Annotated in this window: 14 protein-coding genes; 4 read left to right on the plus strand and 10 right to left on the minus strand. The window is 63.8% G+C overall.

The genetic code is table 11. The features are described 5' to 3' along the window. Positions 1-8: 8 nt before the first annotated feature. The 7 genes from KBA48_RS10805 to fabI all read right to left on the minus strand — a co-directional run bounded on the left by KBA48_RS10805 (position 9) and on the right by fabI (position 4,981). Positions 9-542 carry an SRPBCC domain-containing protein gene (locus KBA48_RS10805; protein ID WP_292906102.1) on the minus strand — a complete coding sequence of 178 codons (534 nt, stop codon included), beginning with the start codon at positions 540-542 and terminating at the stop codon, positions 9-11. A 10-nt stretch (positions 543-552) separates the two neighbouring features. Beyond that, positions 553-900, minus strand: coding sequence for a helix-turn-helix domain-containing protein (locus KBA48_RS10810; protein ID WP_292906104.1), 348 nt, complete (start codon positions 898-900; stop codon positions 553-555). Positions 901-1,119: 219 nt separating this feature from the next. Then, a complete protein-coding gene (locus tag KBA48_RS10815) occupies positions 1,120-1,980 on the minus strand; it encodes a phytanoyl-CoA dioxygenase family protein (RefSeq protein WP_292906106.1) in 861 nt (286 codons plus the stop codon). A gap of 68 nt (positions 1,981-2,048) precedes the next feature. Beyond that, positions 2,049-2,477 carry a cupin domain-containing protein gene (locus KBA48_RS10820; RefSeq protein WP_292906108.1) on the minus strand — a complete coding sequence of 143 codons (429 nt, stop codon included), beginning with the start codon at positions 2,475-2,477 and terminating at the stop codon, positions 2,049-2,051. Between the two features lie 59 nt (positions 2,478-2,536). Beyond that, complete coding sequence (locus tag KBA48_RS10825) at positions 2,537-2,914, minus strand: hypothetical protein (RefSeq protein WP_292906110.1); 378 nt, start codon at positions 2,912-2,914, stop codon at positions 2,537-2,539. Positions 2,915-3,036: 122 nt separating this feature from the next. Continuing rightward, positions 3,037-4,119, minus strand: a complete 1,083-nt coding sequence (gene aroC, locus KBA48_RS10830) for a chorismate synthase (protein WP_292906112.1) — start codon at positions 4,117-4,119, stop codon at positions 3,037-3,039. Positions 4,120-4,126: 7 nt separating this feature from the next. Further along, the gene (gene fabI / locus KBA48_RS10835; RefSeq protein ID WP_292906114.1) at positions 4,127-4,981 is read right to left on the minus strand and encodes an enoyl-ACP reductase FabI; all 855 of its coding nucleotides are present in this window, start codon (positions 4,979-4,981) and stop codon (positions 4,127-4,129) included. A 126-nt stretch (positions 4,982-5,107) separates the two neighbouring features. Between fabI and KBA48_RS10840 the strand changes: the two genes are divergently transcribed. The 3 genes from KBA48_RS10840 to KBA48_RS10850 all read left to right on the plus strand — a co-directional run bounded on the left by KBA48_RS10840 (position 5,108) and on the right by KBA48_RS10850 (position 10,089). Further along, positions 5,108-6,352 carry a YihY family inner membrane protein gene (locus KBA48_RS10840; RefSeq protein ID WP_292906142.1) on the plus strand — a complete coding sequence of 415 codons (1,245 nt, stop codon included), beginning with the start codon at positions 5,108-5,110 and terminating at the stop codon, positions 6,350-6,352. A 320-nt stretch (positions 6,353-6,672) separates the two neighbouring features. After that, a complete protein-coding gene (locus KBA48_RS10845; protein ID WP_292906116.1) occupies positions 6,673-9,597 on the plus strand; it encodes a TonB-dependent receptor in 2,925 nt (974 codons plus the stop codon). 180 nt (positions 9,598-9,777) lie between these two features. After that, positions 9,778-10,089 carry a hypothetical protein gene (locus KBA48_RS10850; RefSeq protein ID WP_292906118.1) on the plus strand — a complete coding sequence of 104 codons (312 nt, stop codon included), beginning with the start codon at positions 9,778-9,780 and terminating at the stop codon, positions 10,087-10,089. A gap of 3 nt (positions 10,090-10,092) precedes the next feature. Here the strand turns inward: KBA48_RS10850 and KBA48_RS10855 are convergent, their stop codons facing one another. From KBA48_RS10855 to KBA48_RS10865, 3 genes are all read right to left on the minus strand, one after another. After that, positions 10,093-11,913, minus strand: a complete 1,821-nt coding sequence (locus tag KBA48_RS10855) for a tetratricopeptide repeat protein (protein WP_292906120.1) — start codon at positions 11,911-11,913, stop codon at positions 10,093-10,095. A 10-nt stretch (positions 11,914-11,923) separates the two neighbouring features. Further along, on the minus strand, positions 11,924-12,412 hold the full coding sequence (locus KBA48_RS10860) for an RNA pyrophosphohydrolase (RefSeq protein WP_292906122.1): 489 nt from the start codon (positions 12,410-12,412) through the stop codon (positions 11,924-11,926). Between the two features lie 83 nt (positions 12,413-12,495). Then, on the minus strand, positions 12,496-13,743 hold the full coding sequence (locus KBA48_RS10865; RefSeq protein ID WP_292906124.1) for a pentapeptide repeat-containing protein: 1,248 nt from the start codon (positions 13,741-13,743) through the stop codon (positions 12,496-12,498). A 354-nt stretch (positions 13,744-14,097) separates the two neighbouring features. On the opposite strand from KBA48_RS10865, the gene KBA48_RS10870 reads away from it, so the two are divergent. After that, positions 14,098-17,607: an indolepyruvate ferredoxin oxidoreductase family protein gene (locus tag KBA48_RS10870; protein ID WP_292906126.1), complete on the plus strand. Its 3,510-nt coding sequence runs from the start codon at positions 14,098-14,100 to the stop codon at positions 17,605-17,607. Positions 17,608-18,394 lie beyond the last annotated feature (787 nt).

Here is an 18,394-nt window from a genome sequence, read left to right on the forward strand (position 1 = left end):
TTCTGGATTCAATTGGATGAACGGTCCTGCAACGGCCAATGATCGGCCAGGGTCCGCTTTGGCAGCACAAAGCCCAGCATGCCGAACATCACGTACATCAGGCGGGTGCCCGGCGGTACGTTTCCCGTCTCCACAACGGATTTCAGGCTGGTCAGGATGGACGTGCCGCCCTTGCCCATTTCCCGCTCCGTGCGGGTACCTGTCGGGATATTCTCCACGGTCAGGGTCACGATGACGGTCCCGTCCGCCTGTGGTGACAATTCATAAATCACGGTGCAGGGCGCATCATCGAACTGCGTGAAGCGGAATGTGTGGGCGAAGCGCCGGGGCCGGTCATATTCCAGTATCTCCCCAACCACCAGGGTGCGGCGGCGGTCGGCCGTACGCATCTGAACGGCGGCTCCTGTATGGAAGCCGGTATTCACCATCAGGGCGTTGAAGACCGCCTTTTGCGGGCTGTCGGTCTTGGTCAGTTCGTGCCAGATCGCCTCCGCCGTGCCCCTGATGGTGGTGCGGAAAACCCGTCTGTTTTCATCTCCCATGATGCCCCCGTCATTCCCCGGTTTCGATCTTCTGCTTCAGGTCCAACAGCTTGCCGGCCCAGAAATCGTCGAACTCGTCCGACCAGCGGCGGTGGATGGCGCGCAGTGGCAGAGTGTTGACGTAAAGCCGCCGTTCCCGCCCCGACCTTTCCGACACCACCAGATCAGCTTCTTCCAACACGCGCAGATGTTTCAGGACACCGATGCGGCTCATCTCGAAGGCCGACAACAGATCGGCAACGATACAGCCGGGACTGCCACGGATCAGGTCCAGCATCCGACGCCGCTCCCGGCTGGCCAAAGCCTGGAACACCGCATCCGTCGCCGTCTCGTCCAACTGGTACGATTCATTCTTCATAGGTAACCAGTAGGTTACATATTTGGGCACAAGTCAAGAGGCGCCTGCGACACGCTGTCTTATCCCATCGGCACGAAATCATGACCGTTGGTCAAGCTTTCGTGCGCCGGCGGGCGCATCCGCGCCCTTGGCTACGCGGCATGGGCCGCGCGACGGCAGTCGCCGCCGTACCATCGGTCAAGAATTTTGACCGATGGTATGATGGGGCCTGGCGGTAGATCAGGCGAAGCCGCGTGCGGGATCGCGGGCCGGGCGTTGCAGCCAGTTGCTGGCCGGATAGTGACAGGCGCCATCCACGACATGGATCGTATAGGCATGGCGCGACCTGTCGGACCGGTTGGGTCCCGACAGATGGGGCAGCAGCCCATGCAGCAGGATCAGGGTGCCGCGTTTGGCTTCCAGCGGGACATAGCCGTTTTCGGGCTTGCAATCGGGCCAGGGGCTGTCATCCAGCACTTCCATGGCCACACCAGCGTCGGCGGCCGCGCGGTTGAAGCGCTTCTTCAGACCGTGCTTGTGCCCGCCCGGCAGGGCCCACATGCAGCCATTGTCCAGCGTCGCATCCTGTACCGCGAACCAGAAGCCGACCACGCTCATTGGTTCGGTATAGAGGAAGGTGCTGTCCTGGTGACACACGACCTCGCCGCCGATATGCGGCTGTTTGAAGATGTACATGGACTGCATCAGCAGGGGTTTTTGCATGCCGATATCGCCGGCAATAGCGCCCAGGCGCGGGTCACGGGAAAAGCCGTCGAAGACCGGGTCGCGGTCATGCATGGCATGGCCGATCTTGTTGATCGACAGGTGCTTCTCCTGGCGCAGCCGCCCCTGCGGGTCGAACGCCTCCTCCTCGAAGAAAAAGCGGATCTGGTCACCTGACGACAGGAAATAATCGTCCGACGTTTTCTGCTGGTTGACGGTGGAGAAGACGGAGGCATGAGCCTCGGCATCGAACCCATCGACCAGCCGTGCCGCCTGGGCCATCAGTGCGTCGCACGCGGCATCGCCGACAAAGTCAGGCAGCACCAGGAAGCCGTCGCGGTGATAGGCATCGATCTGGTCGGGCGAAAGATGGGGCATGGTTTGCGCCGAACGGGATGGGGACGATGGCCCCATCCTAGCGCAAAGCGGGCCTGTCCCGGCAATCCTCAATAATGGCCGTCGCTGTCCTTCTGCTTCTCCACCCGCATCTGGCCGTCGGCGCCCAGATAGATGGCCAGGATCTTCACCGGCTCCTTGCCCAGGTTGCGGCCATTGTGCCAGGCGATGGTCTCCACGAACGCGTCGCCGGCCTTGAACACCCGGTCGGGCATGCCCTGGGCTGACACCGTCACCTCGCCCGACACGATATAGCCGACCACGGGCATGGGATGGCGGTGCAGGCCGGTTTCCCCATCCGGCGCCAGTTCCACCAACAGCGCGGAAACCTTGGCCTGACCCTCTGGATATTTCAGCGGCTTGCCGTCGCCTGTGGTGATTGTATCCAGCAGCGGGACCGCCGTCAGGCCCCTGGCGTCGGCCAGGGCGGATGCCGGTGACAACAGGGTCAGTAACAACAGGGCGGCGGCGCGCTTCATCATCATCTCCGTTTGGTGGTGCCGCCGCGATGATACATCAACCACCAATCCGCCGCCCCCTACCCCTTGGCCATAGTGGACAGCAGATATTTCGCTGCCCAGAAGCCCTGGCCATCATTGGCACTGCCCCCCTGTCCGGCTGCCTTGCGCAGCAGGTCGAGCCCGGCCTGCTCCTTCGGCGTCGCAGCCAGACCGCCGGCGATATCCGCCTGTGCCGGTGCGTTGACGGTGCCGTCGGCGATGGCCGGTGCCTTCGGCCCCAGGCCGGGAACATCGGCCTGCCGGGCATAGGCGCGCAGGGCGTCCCGGTAAAGCGGCAGGCTGAACCCGGCGGCCTCCAGCTTCTCCGCAGCCTTGGCCCCCGCTGCATCCGTGGCCTCCGGCGTGCCACCGGGGGTGGAGGCGGTCGCTGTTGACCAGTGCCTCCAGGGCGCCACGCGCCTTGTTGTCCATCTGAGTATGCAGGTTTTGGTATCTGTACTGTCAATCGTGTGAATGGAAACGATGCAATCTAGGTTTAGGTATCGGGTGACCGCCTCGCCGGTCATTCCGCCGGTGATCACTGCCCCAGCGCGCGGGCGCGCAGGAAATGGTCGGCAAGGACGGTGGCCATCATCGCCTCGCCCACCGGTACGGCGCGGATGCCGACGCAGGGATCGTGGCGACCCTTGGTCAGAATATCCGCTTCGTTACCGAAACGATCGACCGTGTGACGCGGAGTGAGGATCGATGAAGTCGGTTTGACAGCGAAACGAACCACGATTTCCTGACCTGTGGAGATACCGCCCAGGATGCCGCCGGCATGGTTGGACAGGAAGACGGGCTTGCCGTCCGGCCCGATGCGCATCTGATCGGCATTTGCCTCCCCGGTCAGGGATGCGGCCTCAAACCCGGCGCCGATCTCCACGCCCTTGACAGCATTGATGGTCATCATGGCCTGGGCCAGATCACTGTCCAGCTTGTCATAGATCGGCTCACCCCAGCCGGCGGGAACGCCACTGGCCACCACTTCGATCACGGCACCGACTGAGGACCCGGCCTTGCGGATGCCGTCCAGATAGTCGGCCCATTGCTCGGCCATCACGGGATCGGGGCAGAAGAACGGGTTCTGATCCACCTGCGCCCAGTCCCAACGGGACCGGTCCACCTTGTGCGGTCCCATCTGCACCATGGCGGCGCGGATAATGATGTCGCCGGGGGCGGTTTCCAGAACGCGACGCGCCACGGCACCGGCCGCCACGCGGCTGGCCGTTTCACGCGCGGATGACCGGCCGCCGCCGCGATAATCGCGGATGCCATACTTGGCATCATAGGTGAAGTCGGCATGGCCGGGGCGGAACTTGTCCTTGATGTCCCCGTAATCCTTGGAACGCTGATCCTGGTTCTCGATGAACAGCATGATCGGTGTGCCGGTGGTCAGCCCTTCGAACACGCCGGATTTGATCTGCACACTGTCCGGCTCGCGCCGCTGCGTGACATATTTGCTTACACCCGGCTTGCGCTTGTCCAGAAAGGTCTGGATGAAGCCTTCGTCCAGGGGCAGGCGCGACGGCACCCCGTCCACGATGCAGCCAATGGCCGGGCCATGGCTTTCGCCGAAGGTGGTGAACCGGAACAGGGTACCGAAGCTGTTGCCCGCCATTTGGAAATCAGCCCTCGCCCATGCCGGCCAGCAGCGCGGCCGTGCCCGCAGCGGCATCCACCTGCACCATGCCGACCGTGTGATAGCCTGCATCGACATGCAGGTTCTCACCCGTCACGCCGCTGCCCAGATCGGACAACAGGAACAGGCCGGCATTGCCCACCTCCGTGATGGTCACGTTGCGGCGCAGCGGGGCATTCAGCTCGTTCCATTTCAGGATATAGCGGAAATCGCCGATGCCGCTGGCGGCCAGCGTCTTGATGGGGCCGGCGGAGATGGAATTGACGCGGATGCCCTGCGGACCCAGGTCGTTGGCCAGATATTTGACGCTGGCCTCCAGCGCCGCCTTGGCCACGCCCATGACATTATAATGCGGCATCACCTTTTCCGCGCCATAATAGGACAGGGTCAGCAGGCTGCCGCCTTCCTTCATCAAGGGCACGGCGCGCTGGGCCACTGCGGTGAAGGAGTAGCAGGAAATATCCAGGCTCTTCAGGAAGTTACCGCGCGTGGTATTCAGATACAGTCCATCCAGCTCGTTCTTGTCGGAAAAGGCGATGGCATGAACCACAAAATCCAGGCCGCCCCACTTTTCCTTGATCGTTTCGAACGCGGCGTCGATGCTGGCCTCGTCCGTCACGTCACAGGGCAGCAGGATGTCGGAACCGACCTGTTCGGCCAGCGGCTTCACCCGCTTCAGCAGGGCGTCGCCCTGATAGGTGAAGGCAAGCTGGGCGCCATGCTGGGCCGCGACCTGGGCGATGCCCCAGGCGATGGAACGGTCGTTGGCGACACCCATGATGAGGCCGCGCTTGCCGGCCATCAGGCCGCTGCTGATCTGGGTGGTGGCGCTGTTCGTCATTTTCTTCTCTCCGTCATGGCCCGTCGGCCATAAATCGGGGCGCATCCTACACGAACGGAATTGAGGGTCAAACGCATGCGGGGCGGGTCAGGGTTTTCGGGGGCAAGGATAAGCAACCTGTTGGGGATGCTGCGTGACGGGCACACGATCATGGCCCATGCGGCCCGCCGCTTCACCCGTGACAAGGGATTCGTGTCGGCGTCGGCCCTGACCTATACGACGCTGCTGGCCCTGGTGCCCCTGCTGACTGTGATCTTCGCCATCTTCACGGCCTTTCCCGCCTACAAGAAATTGCGGCAGCAGGCGGAGACCCTGTTGTTCCAGAGCCTGGTGCCGCAGGTCGGCGACCAGATTCAGGCCTATGCCGGTACTTTCGTGGCCAAGGCCGGGGCGCTGACGGGGTTCGGCGTGATCGGTCTGACCATCACGGCCATCCTTCTGTTCTTCTCCATCGAAGGGGCGCTGAATTCCATCTGGCGGGCGGCGGAACCGCGCCCGCTGCTGACGCGACTTCTTTCCTTCTGGGCCGTGCTGACCATGGCGCCGCTGCTGCTGGGCGCCAGCCTGTCGCTGGGGTTGGGCGTGCTGGCCCGGATGAAGGCGGATGGCGATCCGGGTCTGGCCCTCGCCCTGTCGGCGATCCCGTTCCTGTTCGAAACGGCGGCTTTCACCTTCATGTATGTGGCGATCCCCAACCGGGAGGTGGCGTGGAAGGATGCGCTGGCTGGCGGGGCGGTCGCGGGACTGGCGACGGAGGTGGCCAAGACCGGCTTCTCCCTCTATCTGACGCTGTTTCCCACCTATGAGGCGATCTATGGCGCCCTGTCGGTGGTGCCGACCTTCCTGTTGTGGCTCTATCTGTTCTGGTCGGTAATCCTGTTCGGCGCGGAACTGGCGGCATCGCTGCCGGAATGGCGGGCCGGGCGCCTGAACGGGGAGGAAGGGGGCCTGTCCACGGGCCAGCGCCTCATGGTCGCGCTGGCCGTGCTCGATACGCTGCATCAGGCCAGCCGGCACGGGGTGGGGATGAAGCGCGAGGCCCTGGCCCGCCGGGTCCCCGTGGGTGGCGCCGTCATCGACGACATACTGGAAGCCCTGCGCAGGGCCCATTGGGTGGACCGGTCCGGACGGGGGGCGTGGATGGTGTCGCGCGACCTGCACAGGGCGACGCTGGCCGACCTCCGGCTTGCCCTGGACCTCGCGATTCGTGGCGAAAATGCCATGGCGGGGCGGCTGGATGCGTCTTGGGCGCCACAAACCGCCGACTTGATCACTCATGCCGAACTGTCGGGCCGCGAGATGCTGAACGTTTCGCTGGCAACGATTTTTGCGTCGCAAAATGACCGGGAGGCCCCTTCTGAACCGGCCTGAAACCTTGAAACCTGCCTGTTACAAGGCGGTGCCCCCCGGTTACAGGTGCCGTCACCGGCAAAGCGCGGAATCTCTGACTTTCGGTCTATGCAAGTGCAAAGATGCAACGGTCCTCAGCAATGTGGAGTCACCAATGTGAAACACCTATTGCAAGCGCGAGAGAATAGATTGTTATTTGCGGGCAGCAGCTATGCGACCCTCCGGGACCTCGGTTCCTGATCCTGGAAGCGGGGGGTGGCTCCGGTCCTGAATGGGGCTTGGAGTCTGGGGCAACCCCATCGGTGTCCACCAACGGGCACCTGGAAAAGGGAAAGAGATAGATGAAGCAGTCCGTATATTCCGCGCGGTCGATCCGCGGCCTTCTGATGGCCGGCGCCGCCGTGGGCGCTGTCGCCATGACCGCCGCACCGGCCATGGCCCAGGAGATTGAAGAAATCGTTGTGACCGGTTCGCGCATTGCGTCGCCGAACCTGGTTTCGACGTCGCCGATCACCGTGGTCGGTCAGGACGAAATCAAGTATCAGGGCACGACCCGCGTCGAAGACCTGATCAACAGCCTGCCGCAGGCCTTCGCCGGCCAGACCAGCCAGGTCTCCAACGGCTCGACCGGCACCGCCACCATCGACCTGCGTAACCTGGGTTCGACCCGCACGCTGGTCCTGGTCGATGGTAAGCGTCTGCCGCCGGGTTCGCCGGGTTCGGGCGGTTCCGCTCCCGACATCAACCAGATCCCCGGCGCGCTGATCGAGCGCGTGGAAGTGGCAACGGGTGGTGCATCGGCCGTGTACGGTTCCGACGCTATCGCCGGCGTTGTGAACTTCATCATGAAGAGCGATTTCGAGGGCGTGGCCTTCGACTATCAGTTCTCCTTCTATCAGCATAACAACGATAACGGCCCCGCCCGCGACGCCGTCAATCGTGGCAAGTATCCGCTGCCCGACGACAGCGTGACTGACGGCTTCGCCCGCGACGCCACCGTCGTCATGGGCGCCTCGACCGAAGACGGCAAGGGCAACGTGACCCTGTATGCCGGCTACCGCAAGATCGACGCGATCCTGCAGTCCGAGCGTGACTATTCCGCTTGTACGGTTGCCGCTGGCGCCGGCGTCTGGAACTGCTCCGGTTCGGGCACGACCTTCCCGACCCGCGTCGTTCTGACCACCGGTGCTGTTGGTGGCGGTACCGCCCCGGCCAACGGTCAGTTGAACGATGCCGGCGTGTTCGTTCCGTACTACCAGGCCTACAATTTCGGCCCGCTGAACTACTATCAGCGTCCGGACGAGCGCTATACCCTGGGCGCTTTCGGCAAGTACGAGATCAACGAGAACGTCACTGCCTATACCCAGTTGATGTTCATGGACAACCAGACGGTTGCCCAGATCGCTCCGTCGGGCATCTTCGGCCAGTCGTTCGCCATCCGCTGCGACAACGCCATGCTGTCTGCCGCCCAGCGTACGCAGTATTGCGGCTCGCTGGCCGGGACCAGCAACACCGTCAACATGACGCTGTTCCGTCGTAACACGGAAGGTGGTGGTCGCCAGTCCGACCTGCAGCACACCTCCTGGCGCATGACCGGCGGTTTCAAGGGTGAAGTCGGCGGCTGGGACTATGACGTCTACGGTCAGTATGCCCGCGTCAACTTTGCTCAGACCTACTACAACGACTTCTCGATCTCCCGTATCGGGCAGTCGCTGGACGCCGTCCGTGACGCGTCGGGCAACATCGTTTGCCGCGACACGTCCAATGGCTGCGCCCCGTACAATATCTTCACGCCGGGTGGCGTGAACGACGCGGCCCTGAACTTCCTGCAGACCCCAGGCTTCCAGCGCGGTTATACCGAGCAGAAGATGGCCTCGGGCAGCATCTCGAAGGATCTGGGCGATTACGGCCTGACCCTGCCGACCGCTTCCACGGGCATCGCTATCGCCCTGGGTGTGGAATATCGTGAAGAGTACCTGCAGCGCACCGTGGACAGCGCCTTCGCCACTGGCGATCTGGCTGGCCAGGGCGGCCCGACGCTGGGCGTTGCCGGCGGCTTCGACGTGACGGAACTGTTCGGCGAAATGCGCGTGCCTCTGGTGGAGGACGTTCCGTTCGTCAAGCAGTTGACCCTCGACCTGGGCTATCGCTATTCGGACTACTCGAACTTCGGTGGCACCGACACCTACAAGGTGGCCGGCGACTGGGCGCCGATCGATGATTTCCGTATCCGCGGCAGCTACAACCGCGCCGTCCGCGCGCCGAACGTCCAGGAACTGTTCACGCCGCAGGGCCTGGGCCTGTTCAACATGGACGAGGATCCCTGCGCCGGCACCGCGCCGACCTTCACGGCGGCACAGTGCGCCAACATGGGCGTGACCGCCGCCCAGTATGGCCGCATTCTGGAAAACTCCGCTGGCCAGTACAACTCGCTGGATGGCGGGAACCCGAACCTGCAGCCGGAAACGTCTGACACCTACTCGATCGGTTTCGTGGCGACCCCGTCGGTCGTTCCGGGCCTGTCGCTGACGGTCGACTACTTCAAGATCAAGATCAAGGACGTCATCTCGACCGTTCCGCCTGATCTGGCTGTCAACCTCTGCGGCACCACCGGCAACCCGGCTTACTGCTCGCTGATCACCCGTGACCCGACCTCCGGTTCGCTGTGGATCGGCACTGTTGCCAACGTGCTGGCCACCAACGTCAACATCGCCTCGCTGGCCACCTCGGGCATTGACGTCGATCTGTCCTATCGCTTCGATCTGGACGACGTGGGTATGGCCGAGGCCGGTTCGCTGGCCATTAGCATGGTCGGTACCTGGATGGACACGTCCTCCAGTGAGCCGCTGCCGGGTGAAGGCGAGTATGACTGCGTGGGCTATCATGGCTCCACCTGCGGCGTGCCGACCCCGGAATGGCGTCACCGTCTGCGCACCACCTGGGCGACCCCCTGGGATGCGAACCTGTCGGTCTCCTGGCGCTATATCTCCAGCATCAAGGCGCAGGCCGCTTCGCCGAACCCGCTGCTGAGCGGTGCCGTCAATCCGCTGAACCGCAAGTTCGATGCCTACAACTATATCGACCTCGCGGCCACCTACAGCCCGATCGAGAACCTGTCCTTCTCGGCCGGTGTGAACAACGTGTTCGACAAGGATCCGCCGCTGTCGAGCGTCCTGGCTTCTGTTACCGGCAACGGCAACACCTATCCGGGCGTGTATGACTCGATGGGCCGTTACGTGTTCATGGGCGCCCAGGTCAAGTTCTGATCTGGTCCGCACAGGGCATAAGTTTGGGAATGGCGGGGCTTCGGCCCCGCCATTTTCATTTTGGCAGGCGACATGATGCCGCCCATACTTGTCACAGCAATATGCACCATTCCGCCGCAATCCGGCCGTGATGCGGGGTCAGCCTGATCCCATGTCCATGGCAGTGGATTGGAACGGAAGATGAAAAAGCGTTTGGCAATGGCCGCCCTGGCGGCCGCACTCCTGGCCCTGGCGCCCGCAATGCAGGCGTCGGCGGGCGATCACCGGCATGGCCGCGACCGGCACCACCACCACCATCATCATTATGATCGTGGATATGAACGCGGGCCGCGATACCATGACCACCGCCACTATCGGCCGCCACCCCCGCCGCCGCCCGTCCATTATTATTATTACGCGCCGCCCCCGCGTCCGCCGGCGACCGTCATCTATCGCGACTATGGCTATGGCCCGTCGCTGGTCCTGGATGTGGAGATCGGCCGTCGGCGTTAAGCGTCAGGTCGGAACCAGATCGAACGCGATGGTGATGCGCGGTATCTCGTCCTGAAACGGCACCGTGCCGTGCCAGAAATAGGATGGGAACAGCACCAGCCGCCCCGGCTTTGGCTGGACCGCGTGCAGAGAGGGCAGGCTGATCTCCGGTCCCAGATTGGGAACACCGAAGGTCAGCCAGCCTGACTGGTCCCCCGCGTCGGCGGCTGGTGGCACCTGCAGGTAATAGACGCCGCTGATCCATCCCTCCGGATGGATATGGTGGGTGTGGAATCCGCCGTTGCGCAGGCGCGACGACCAGGAGCCGGCAAAGGCCAGCCCCTTGCCGCGTCGCCCGAAATAGGGATGGCGCTGATCGGCCGGCATGCCATCCACATAGCCGCGAACGGCGGCCAGGATCTGTTCGCGCAGGGCCACAAGGGGCGCGTCGTCACGGTGGGCGAACAGATTGGCGCTGGTCTGCGTCCCCTTGCGCAGGGTCAGGTGAACGGGTTCGTTCACCGTGTCGTGCAGCCGGTCCAGCAGCGAAAGGCAGTCGTTCAGGAAAATATCGCGGTCGGTCCAGCCGGCCGGTGCCGGCAGATCGAACACCGCCACGCAGCCATCAATGTCCAGGGCATCGTTCCCGGCCAGCCGCTCCAGCGTGCCCAGCAGGGCCAGGGCATATTGGTCATGCGGGGCTTGCGCCAGGGTCTGTTGCGCCGCCACGCGTGCGCCATCCCGATCGCCAGACCGCACCAGCGCCAGTGCCAGATCGTTGCGCAGGGGGATGTTGTCGGCATGTGTTTCAAGCAGCCGGTGCAACAGGGGGATGGCGTCTGCCGGCCGATCGGCCCGCAGCAGCAGGGCCGCCTGCCGCCGCAGCACCGATACATCATCGGGCGCCAGCTTCAGGGCCAGGGCACAATTCTGCATCGCCGCATCAACAAAGCCGAATTCGGCCTGCAACTCGGCGGCGATGTCCAGCGCGCGGGCCGATGCCGGCTGTGCCCGCATCACCGCATAGATGGCGTTGAACACTTCCTCCAGCCGGCCCAGGGTCCAGAGCCGCCGGGCGAGATTGCGATGGGCATCACGGTCCAGCGGATCACGGGCGATGGCAGCCTGGAACGCCTCGATGCTTTCCTCATAATGGCTGAGATCGCCCAGCACATTGCCCAGCAGCAGCCACCCCTCCTTGGCATCGGGGGCCACCTGCGTGGCGCGCCGCGCCAGGGGTTCGGCTTCGGCATAGCGGTGCTGTTGACGCAAACAAGAAGCGAGATTGATCAGGGCCAAGGCATGATCCGGTGCCAGCGTCAGCGCCTGGCGCAGAACCGTCTCAGCCTCCAGCGGTCGATCCGCATCCGTCAGGGTCAGCCCCAGCATCAGCAGGCCCGGTACGTGGCGCGGCGCCAGTTTTAAGGTGTTGGCGCAGGCCCTCTCCGCCTCCGGCAAGCGTTTCAGGGCGTGCAGGGCCTTGGCGCGGTGATAGTGGAATTCGGCGTTGCCTTGTGTCAGGCCGATGGCCCGGTCATAGCAGGACAGCGCCTCGGCCGCCCGGCCCTCCGCCAGATGCAGGTTGCCCAGATTGCTCCACACGCCCGGCTGTCGCGGGTTGGCTTCCAGTGACCGGCGCATATGATCGACGGCCAGATCGGGCCGCCCCAGCGTCTTGGCCAGCAGGCCCAAGAGCTGCCAGGCATCGGGATTGCGGGGATCGAGGGTCAGGACCTGACGATAGGCCCTTTCAGCCTGCGCCGCCTGTCCGGCCTTCTGTGCCGCCAGCCCGGCCTGTAGCAACTGGCCGATGCGCTGGGCCGCCGTTCCTGAAAACCCCGCCATCGCCCCGGCCTCAGGCGGGAATCGCGTGATGGCCAAGCTCGGCCACCACCTGTTCATAGGTGGCGCGCTTGAACGGCACGATCAGGTCCGTCAGCTTATCCAGGGGCACCCACTGCCACGCGTCGAATTCCGGGTGGGCTGTTGCGATATTGATATCGGCATCGGTGCCGGTGAAACGACAGGCGATCCATTTCTGGGTCTGCCCGCGATACCGGCCGCCCCAGACCTTGCCGACAAGATGCGGCGGCAGGTCATAGGAAAGCCACTGTCCGCTTTCGGCCAGGATGGTGGCCTTGGCCGTGCCGATCTCCTCTTCCAGTTCGCGCAGCGCGGCTTGTGAAGGGCTTTCCCCCTTGTCGATGCCGCCCTGCGGCATCTGCCAGGCGTCGGGCGTGTCGGTGCGCTTGGCCACGAAGATATGGCCATCCCCATTGATCAGCATGATGCCGACGCAGGGACGATAGGGCAGGGTGGCGGGGTCGGGCTTGTGCTTGGCCATTTTTGATCGGTCTTTGGATTGCTGTCGCATGTTGGCCGCCAGCCTAGCCCAGCGGTGGGGCCGGCGTCACCTGCCGCGATGCATCAGATGCGCGCGCGGCGCAGTTCCGGCATCGCGGCGGAGCGGCTGTCCAGCGCCGCCCCCCGCAGGTCGGCGGCGGCGAAATTGCCGTCGGCGAAGTTTGCCCCCTCCAATCGTGCCCCGCGCAGATTGGCGCCGCGTGCATCGGCGGCGGCCATGTTTGCCCCGCGCAGGTCGGCAGGCCATTCCCGCCCCGTGGTTTTGCCGTCCGCATCGCGCAGGGTGACGAGGCCGAACTGTGTATCCAGCAGGCTAGCCTCGCGCAGGTCGGCATTGGCCAGGTTGGCGCCGTCGAACATGGCGTCCCGCAATTCGGCGCCCCGGAAGCTGGACCCTGTCAGCTTGGCCATGCGCCAGACGGACCCGCGCAGGTTCGCCTTGTCGAACCGGCCATAGGTGATTTCGGCGCCGGACAGATCACAGCCGGTCAGGTCGGCCCCCGACAGGTCCGGCCGCAGCAGCACCATTCGTAGCCCCTCGCGTCCATTGCTGACGATCCAGCGTTGATGCTCGGTAATGGCTTCGCGCACTTCCGGTGCCAGCTTGCCATGGTCGGCACTGAATACGGCGCCGTCGGTATAAGCGGCCTTGAAATTGGCGGCGCCCGGGGGCACGTTGCGCAGCCGTGCGTCGCGCAGATCGGCGCGGGCAAAATCGGCACCGGCTACCTGTGTATTGTCCAGAATGGCGCCTTTCAGTTTCGCTTCCACGAAGCTGGCGCCACGCAGGTCGGCCCCCGACAGATTGGCCGCGAAAAGCTGGGCTCCCGACAGATTGGCGCCGGCGAGATTGACGTTGCGCAGGTCGGCCCCCGACAGGTCCGTACCGGTCAGCGACGCATCGGACAGGTTCGCCCCCGACAGATCGGCAACCTGGATCACCTTCTGCTGCACCTTGCCGACCCAGACCACCAGTTGGCCTTGCCGGATGTCGGCCCGGTCCAGCCGGGCCTGACGCAGATTGCATCCTGCCAGATTGACGCCGCGCAGATCCGCGCTTTTCAGGCTGGCGGCTTCCATATCCGCCCTGGCCAGATTGGCACCGAACAGATCCGACCCGTCCAGGATGGACTGCCGCAACACAGCGTCTTCCAGATTGACGCCGCTGAGCAGGGCGTTGCGCATATCGGCGGCGATCAGCCTTTCGGCGCGCAGGTCATGCGACTTTAGTTCAAGCCGCCGGCCGCCGGGGCGTCCTTCCAGGAAACGCTGATGCAATGTCAGCGATTGCTGAAGGTCCACTACCGCCACTTTTTGCTTCACCTTTCCCTGTTGCCGATGCACCCGGTCTGGAAACCGTTCATTAGCACGAAAGAGAGTTAATGACCCGGTCGGGGACCATGTCCGAAAGGATAGATTGGTGTCGGCGGGCCTTGGGAAACCACCGCCGAATCGGCATTCTTGTGCTGCGGTGCGATAGTGCGCTGCGGCAGTAACAAAGCGCCAGAAACCCAGGAAATCCATGCACGAATCCACGCATGGATCGGCCGGAAACAGACCGAAAATAAGTCAGTAGAATTGACCTATTTTGTGGGTTACGGTCGATGCCAGACAGGGTCAATATTCGGACCTGACCTAGCGGTCCGATAGGGGAGGGTATCCAGAATGGCCAACGCCGCCCGCACGCTTGCCACCGTCGCGCTTGACGACAAATACACCCTTCAGCAGGGCCGGGCCTTCATGACCGGCACCCAGGCTCTGGTGCGGCTGCCCATGCTGCAACGGCAGCGGGATCAGGCCGCGGGCCTGAAGACGGCGGGCTTTATCTCCGGCTATCGCGGCTCGCCCCTGGGTGCCTATGATCAGGCGCTGTGGCAGGCCAAGAAGTTTCTGGCCAAGGGCAATATCCATTTTCAGCCGGGCGTGAACGAGGAACTGGGCGCTACCGCCGTCTGGGGCAGCCAGCAGGTCAACCTGTGGCAGGGGGCCAAGGTCGATGGCGTTTTCGGCATCTGGTACGGCAAGGGGCCGGGCGTGGACCGGTCCATCGACGCCTTGAAGCACGCCAATTTTGCAGGCACCAGCCGGCATGGCGGCGTCCTGGCCTTTGCCGGTGACGACCATAGCTGCAAATCCTCCACCCTGCCGCACCAGTCGGACCAGGCCTTCATCCATGCCTTCATGCCGACCATCAATCCGGCCGGCGTGCAGGAATTCCTCGACATGGGGCTGGTGGGCTTTGCCCTGTCGCGCTATTCCGGCGCCTGGGTGGGTTTCACCTGCATCGCCGACACGATCGATACCACGGCCATCGTCGATATCGATCCCGCCCGCATCATCATTCAGGAACCAACCGATTTCGAACTGCCGCCCGGCGGGCTGAACATCCGGCTGCATGACACGCCGCTGATTCAGGAAGCCCGCATGATCGATTGGAAGCTGGACGCCGCCCGTGCGTTCGCCCGCGCCAATCGGCTGGACAAGGTGGTGTTCGGTCACGCCGCCCCGCGCCTGGGCCTGGTGACCATCGGCAAGTCGTATCTGGACGTCCGGCAAGCGCTGGACGAGCTGGAGATCAGCGAGGAGATGGCCCGCGAATGGGGCCTGGGTATCTATAAGGTGGCTATGGCCTGGCCGCTGGAGCCGCAGGGCATGCGTGCCTTTGCCCAGACCACCGAGGAATTGCTGGTGGTGGAGGAAAAGCGCTCCGTCCTGGAAAGCCAGATCAAGGAGCAGTTGTTCCACTGGGACCGCCGCCCGCGCGTGCTGGGCAAGACCGATCATACGGGCAAGCCGCTGTTCACGGAGAAGGCGGAACTGAACCCGGTGGACATTGCCCGCGTCCTGGCCGGGCGTATCCTGTCCTTCGGCCCCAATGATTATGTGTCGGAGCGGCTGGCCCGCATGGAACATCGCGTGCGGCAGAACACGCCGTCATCGACCACGGTCCGCACGCCCTTCTTCTGCTCCGGCTGTCCGCACAACACCTCCACCCGCCTGCCCGATGGCAGCCGGGGTCTGGCCGGTATCGGCTGCCATTACATGGTCACCTGGATGGGCCGCAACACGGAAGTGTTCAGCCAGATGGGCGGCGAAGGGGTGCAGTGGATCGGACAGTCGCAATTCTCCGGCGAGAACCATGTCTTCGCCAATCTGGGCGACGGCACCTATTTCCATTCCGGCATTCTGGCCGTCCGTGCCGCCGTGTCGGCCAAGGTGAACATTACCTACAAGATCCTCTACAATGACGCCGTCGCCATGACGGGCGGGCAGCCGGTGGACGGCACCCTGTCCGTCTATGACATCGCCCAGCAGTTGGACGCGGAGGGCGTGAAGCGCATCGTCGTGGTCAGCGACGGGCCGGAAAAGTACGGTCTGGGCCGGGGCCTGCCGCATGGCACCAAGATTTTCCACCGGGATGAACTGGATCAGGTGCAGCGCGACCTGCGCCAGGAAACGGGCGTCACCATCATCATCTATGAACAGACCTGTGCCGCCGAAAAGCGCCGCCGCCGCAAGCGCAACAAGTATCCCGATCCCGCACGCCGTGTGGTGATCAATGAACTGGTCTGCGAAGGCTGCGGCGATTGCTCGGCCAAATCCTCCTGCTTGTCGGTGGTGCCGGTGGAGACGGAGTTCGGGCGCAAGCGTCAGATCGACCAGTCGTCCTGCAACAAGGATTTCTCCTGCCTGAAAGGTTTCTGCCCCAGCTTCGTGACGGTGGAGGGCGGGAGCCTGAAGAAGCCGAAGCCGGCGGCGGCCAAGGGTGACGCCAAGGGGAATGAGTGGGGTATCCTGCCGGAACCGGCCATCCCCACCCTGGACAAGCCCTGGAACATCCTGGTCACCGGTATCGGCGGCACGGGCGTCGTCACCATCGGCGCCATCCTGGGCATGGCCACCCATCTGGAAGGCCGAGGCTTCACGGCCATGGACATGGCCGGACTGGCGCAAAAGGGCGGGTCGGTGACCAGCCATCTGCGCATCGCCGAACGGCCGGGCGACATCCATGCCAACCGCATCGTGGCCGGCGGGGCTGATCTGGTGCTGGCCTGCGACATTGTCGTGGCGGCCAACGCCGACGCCCTGTCCAAGATGGCGGCGGGCCGCACCCGCGCGGTCGTGAACACGGCGGAGACGATGACGGCGGCTTTCATCACCAATGCCGATGCGACGGTACCGTCGGGCGGCCTGACCCGCACCATCGCGTCGGGCGTGGGTGGGGCGGATGCCGTGTCGGCCATCGATGCGCAGAAGATTGCCACGGCCCTGTGCGGTGACAGCATCGCCACCAACATGTTCATGCTGGGTTATGCCTGGCAGAAGGGGCTGGTCCCGACATCGGCCGCCGCCATCGAAAAGGCGATCGAGCTGAACGGGGCGGCGGTGAAGATGAACACCGACGCCTTCCGCTGGGGCCGTCGTGCCGCAATCGATCTGGCCCGTGTCATCGACACCGCCATCCCCAAGCAGGAAAAGGCGGGCGCCTTCGGCCATCGCCGTGCGTCGGAGACGCTGGCGGAGATGGTGGAACGCCGCATCGCCTATCTGACCGACTATCAGGATGCCGCCTATGCCGGCCGCTACAAGGCCATTGTGAACCGGGTGCAGGCCGTGGAGGCGGAGCGCACGCCCGGCCGGGACGCCCTGTCCCGCGCGGTGGCCCGGTACCTGTTCAAGCTGATGTCCTACAAGGACGAGTATGAGGTGGCGCGGCTTTACAGTGATGGCCGGTTCCAGGCGCAGGTGGCCAGCCAGTTCGAAGGCGATTACAAGCTGAAATTCCATCTGGCCCCGCCGGCAACATCTGCGCGCGACCCGATCACCGGGCACCTGCAAAAGCAGGAATTCGGGCCGGCCATGATGCTGGGTTTCAAGATGCTGGCGAAGATGAAGGGCCTGCGCGGCGGCAGCCTGGACATTTTCGGGCGCAATCCGGAACGGGTGATGGAGCGGAAGCTGATCACCGACTATATCGCCGTGGTGGAGGAGTTGCTGGCCGCCCTGTCGCCCGCCAACACACATCTGGCCGTCGATATCGCCAGCATCCCGGAGAAGATCCGCGGTTTCGGCCATGTGAAGGACGAATATCTGCACAAGGCCAAAGCGGAGGAGGCGGAACTGCTGGCCCGTTGGCGCCGCCCGATATCGCCGGTCAGCGCGGCGGCGGAGTGACCGCGCCAACAACAGATCGCGTCGTTAACCATAAATATGGCCGGCGCGATCTGCTGGCAGGGTTTTAACCATAAATACTGTTTGATGCCCCGGCAGACTGGGCCGCCGCGCAAGGTGACACCCTTCAGGTTTATTCTTGGGCCGAATCGGCAAAGGCGCTGGGGGGAAACCCTGGCCCTTCGTGAGTACAAGGGGCCATCACCAACAAGGCTGCATGACGCCATTTTTAGCGCCCTAAACGCTTCGTCATCACAACCGGAGGCGAGCCGATGGTCCGGAGACTCGCGGATTGCTGCCTGGTGGACGACGAAACAGCGGAAACCAATGCCGGAAGAGATCCGGCTAGCGGCTGGGTTCCGGGTAATAAGATAACGCGCTCCGCGGTAGCTAGCGGTGGCGACGTCGTTCACCCCGATCAGGATGCAACTTTCAGATGCCATGGGGCCTTCCTTGTTCATGGCGGGGTATTCAGGATCGGCGGTGAGTTTTCGCTGCTGGGCGTGCACTTTAAGCCGTTGGCAGTGACACTGTGCTGCTGCTGTTCATAGGCGGTCACACGCGCAGCGTGCGTCGCCTGCGGGGGTGGAAATGCGTCTGGGGTCGCGAATCCTTCTCACTTGTCGATCAAAATCATGCATAATTGTCATCCTTATAGGGCATGTGTTCTCAAGACGATAAGTTAAGCTGTTTGGCAGTGTTGATCGGGGACGGAGGGGCACCGTTTCATGCGCAGCATCAATGGAGACAAGGCGGAAACATCTGCCTTGTCCGCGTATGCCGTGGGTGT

This window comes from Niveispirillum sp., from assembly GCF_017996735.1.
Lineage (GTDB): Bacteria > Pseudomonadota > Alphaproteobacteria > Azospirillales > Azospirillaceae > Niveispirillum.

Coding starts and splice junctions, on each gene's coding strand:
- KBA48_RS10805 (WP_292906102.1), bottom strand. CDS start 542: ATGGGAGATGAAAACAGACGGGTTTTCCGCACCACCATCAGGGGCACG.
- KBA48_RS10810 (WP_292906104.1), bottom strand. CDS start 900: ATGAAGAATGAATCGTACCAGTTGGACGAGACGGCGACGGATGCGGTG.
- KBA48_RS10815 (WP_292906106.1), bottom strand. CDS start 1,980: ATGCCCCATCTTTCGCCCGACCAGATCGATGCCTATCACCGCGACGGC.
- KBA48_RS10820 (WP_292906108.1), bottom strand. CDS start 2,477: ATGAAGCGCGCCGCCGCCCTGTTGTTACTGACCCTGTTGTCACCGGCA.
- aroC (WP_292906112.1), bottom strand. CDS start 4,119: ATGGCGGGCAACAGCTTCGGTACCCTGTTCCGGTTCACCACCTTCGGC.
- fabI (WP_292906114.1), bottom strand. CDS start 4,981: ATGACGAACAGCGCCACCACCCAGATCAGCAGCGGCCTGATGGCCGGC.
- KBA48_RS10840 (WP_292906142.1), top strand. CDS start 5,108: ATGCTGCGTGACGGGCACACGATCATGGCCCATGCGGCCCGCCGCTTC.
- KBA48_RS10845 (WP_292906116.1), top strand. CDS start 6,673: ATGAAGCAGTCCGTATATTCCGCGCGGTCGATCCGCGGCCTTCTGATG.
- KBA48_RS10850 (WP_292906118.1), top strand. CDS start 9,778: ATGAAAAAGCGTTTGGCAATGGCCGCCCTGGCGGCCGCACTCCTGGCC.
- KBA48_RS10855 (WP_292906120.1), bottom strand. CDS start 11,913: ATGGCGGGGTTTTCAGGAACGGCGGCCCAGCGCATCGGCCAGTTGCTA.
- KBA48_RS10860 (WP_292906122.1), bottom strand. CDS start 12,412: ATGGCCAAGCACAAGCCCGACCCCGCCACCCTGCCCTATCGTCCCTGC.
- KBA48_RS10870 (WP_292906126.1), top strand. CDS start 14,098: ATGGCCAACGCCGCCCGCACGCTTGCCACCGTCGCGCTTGACGACAAA.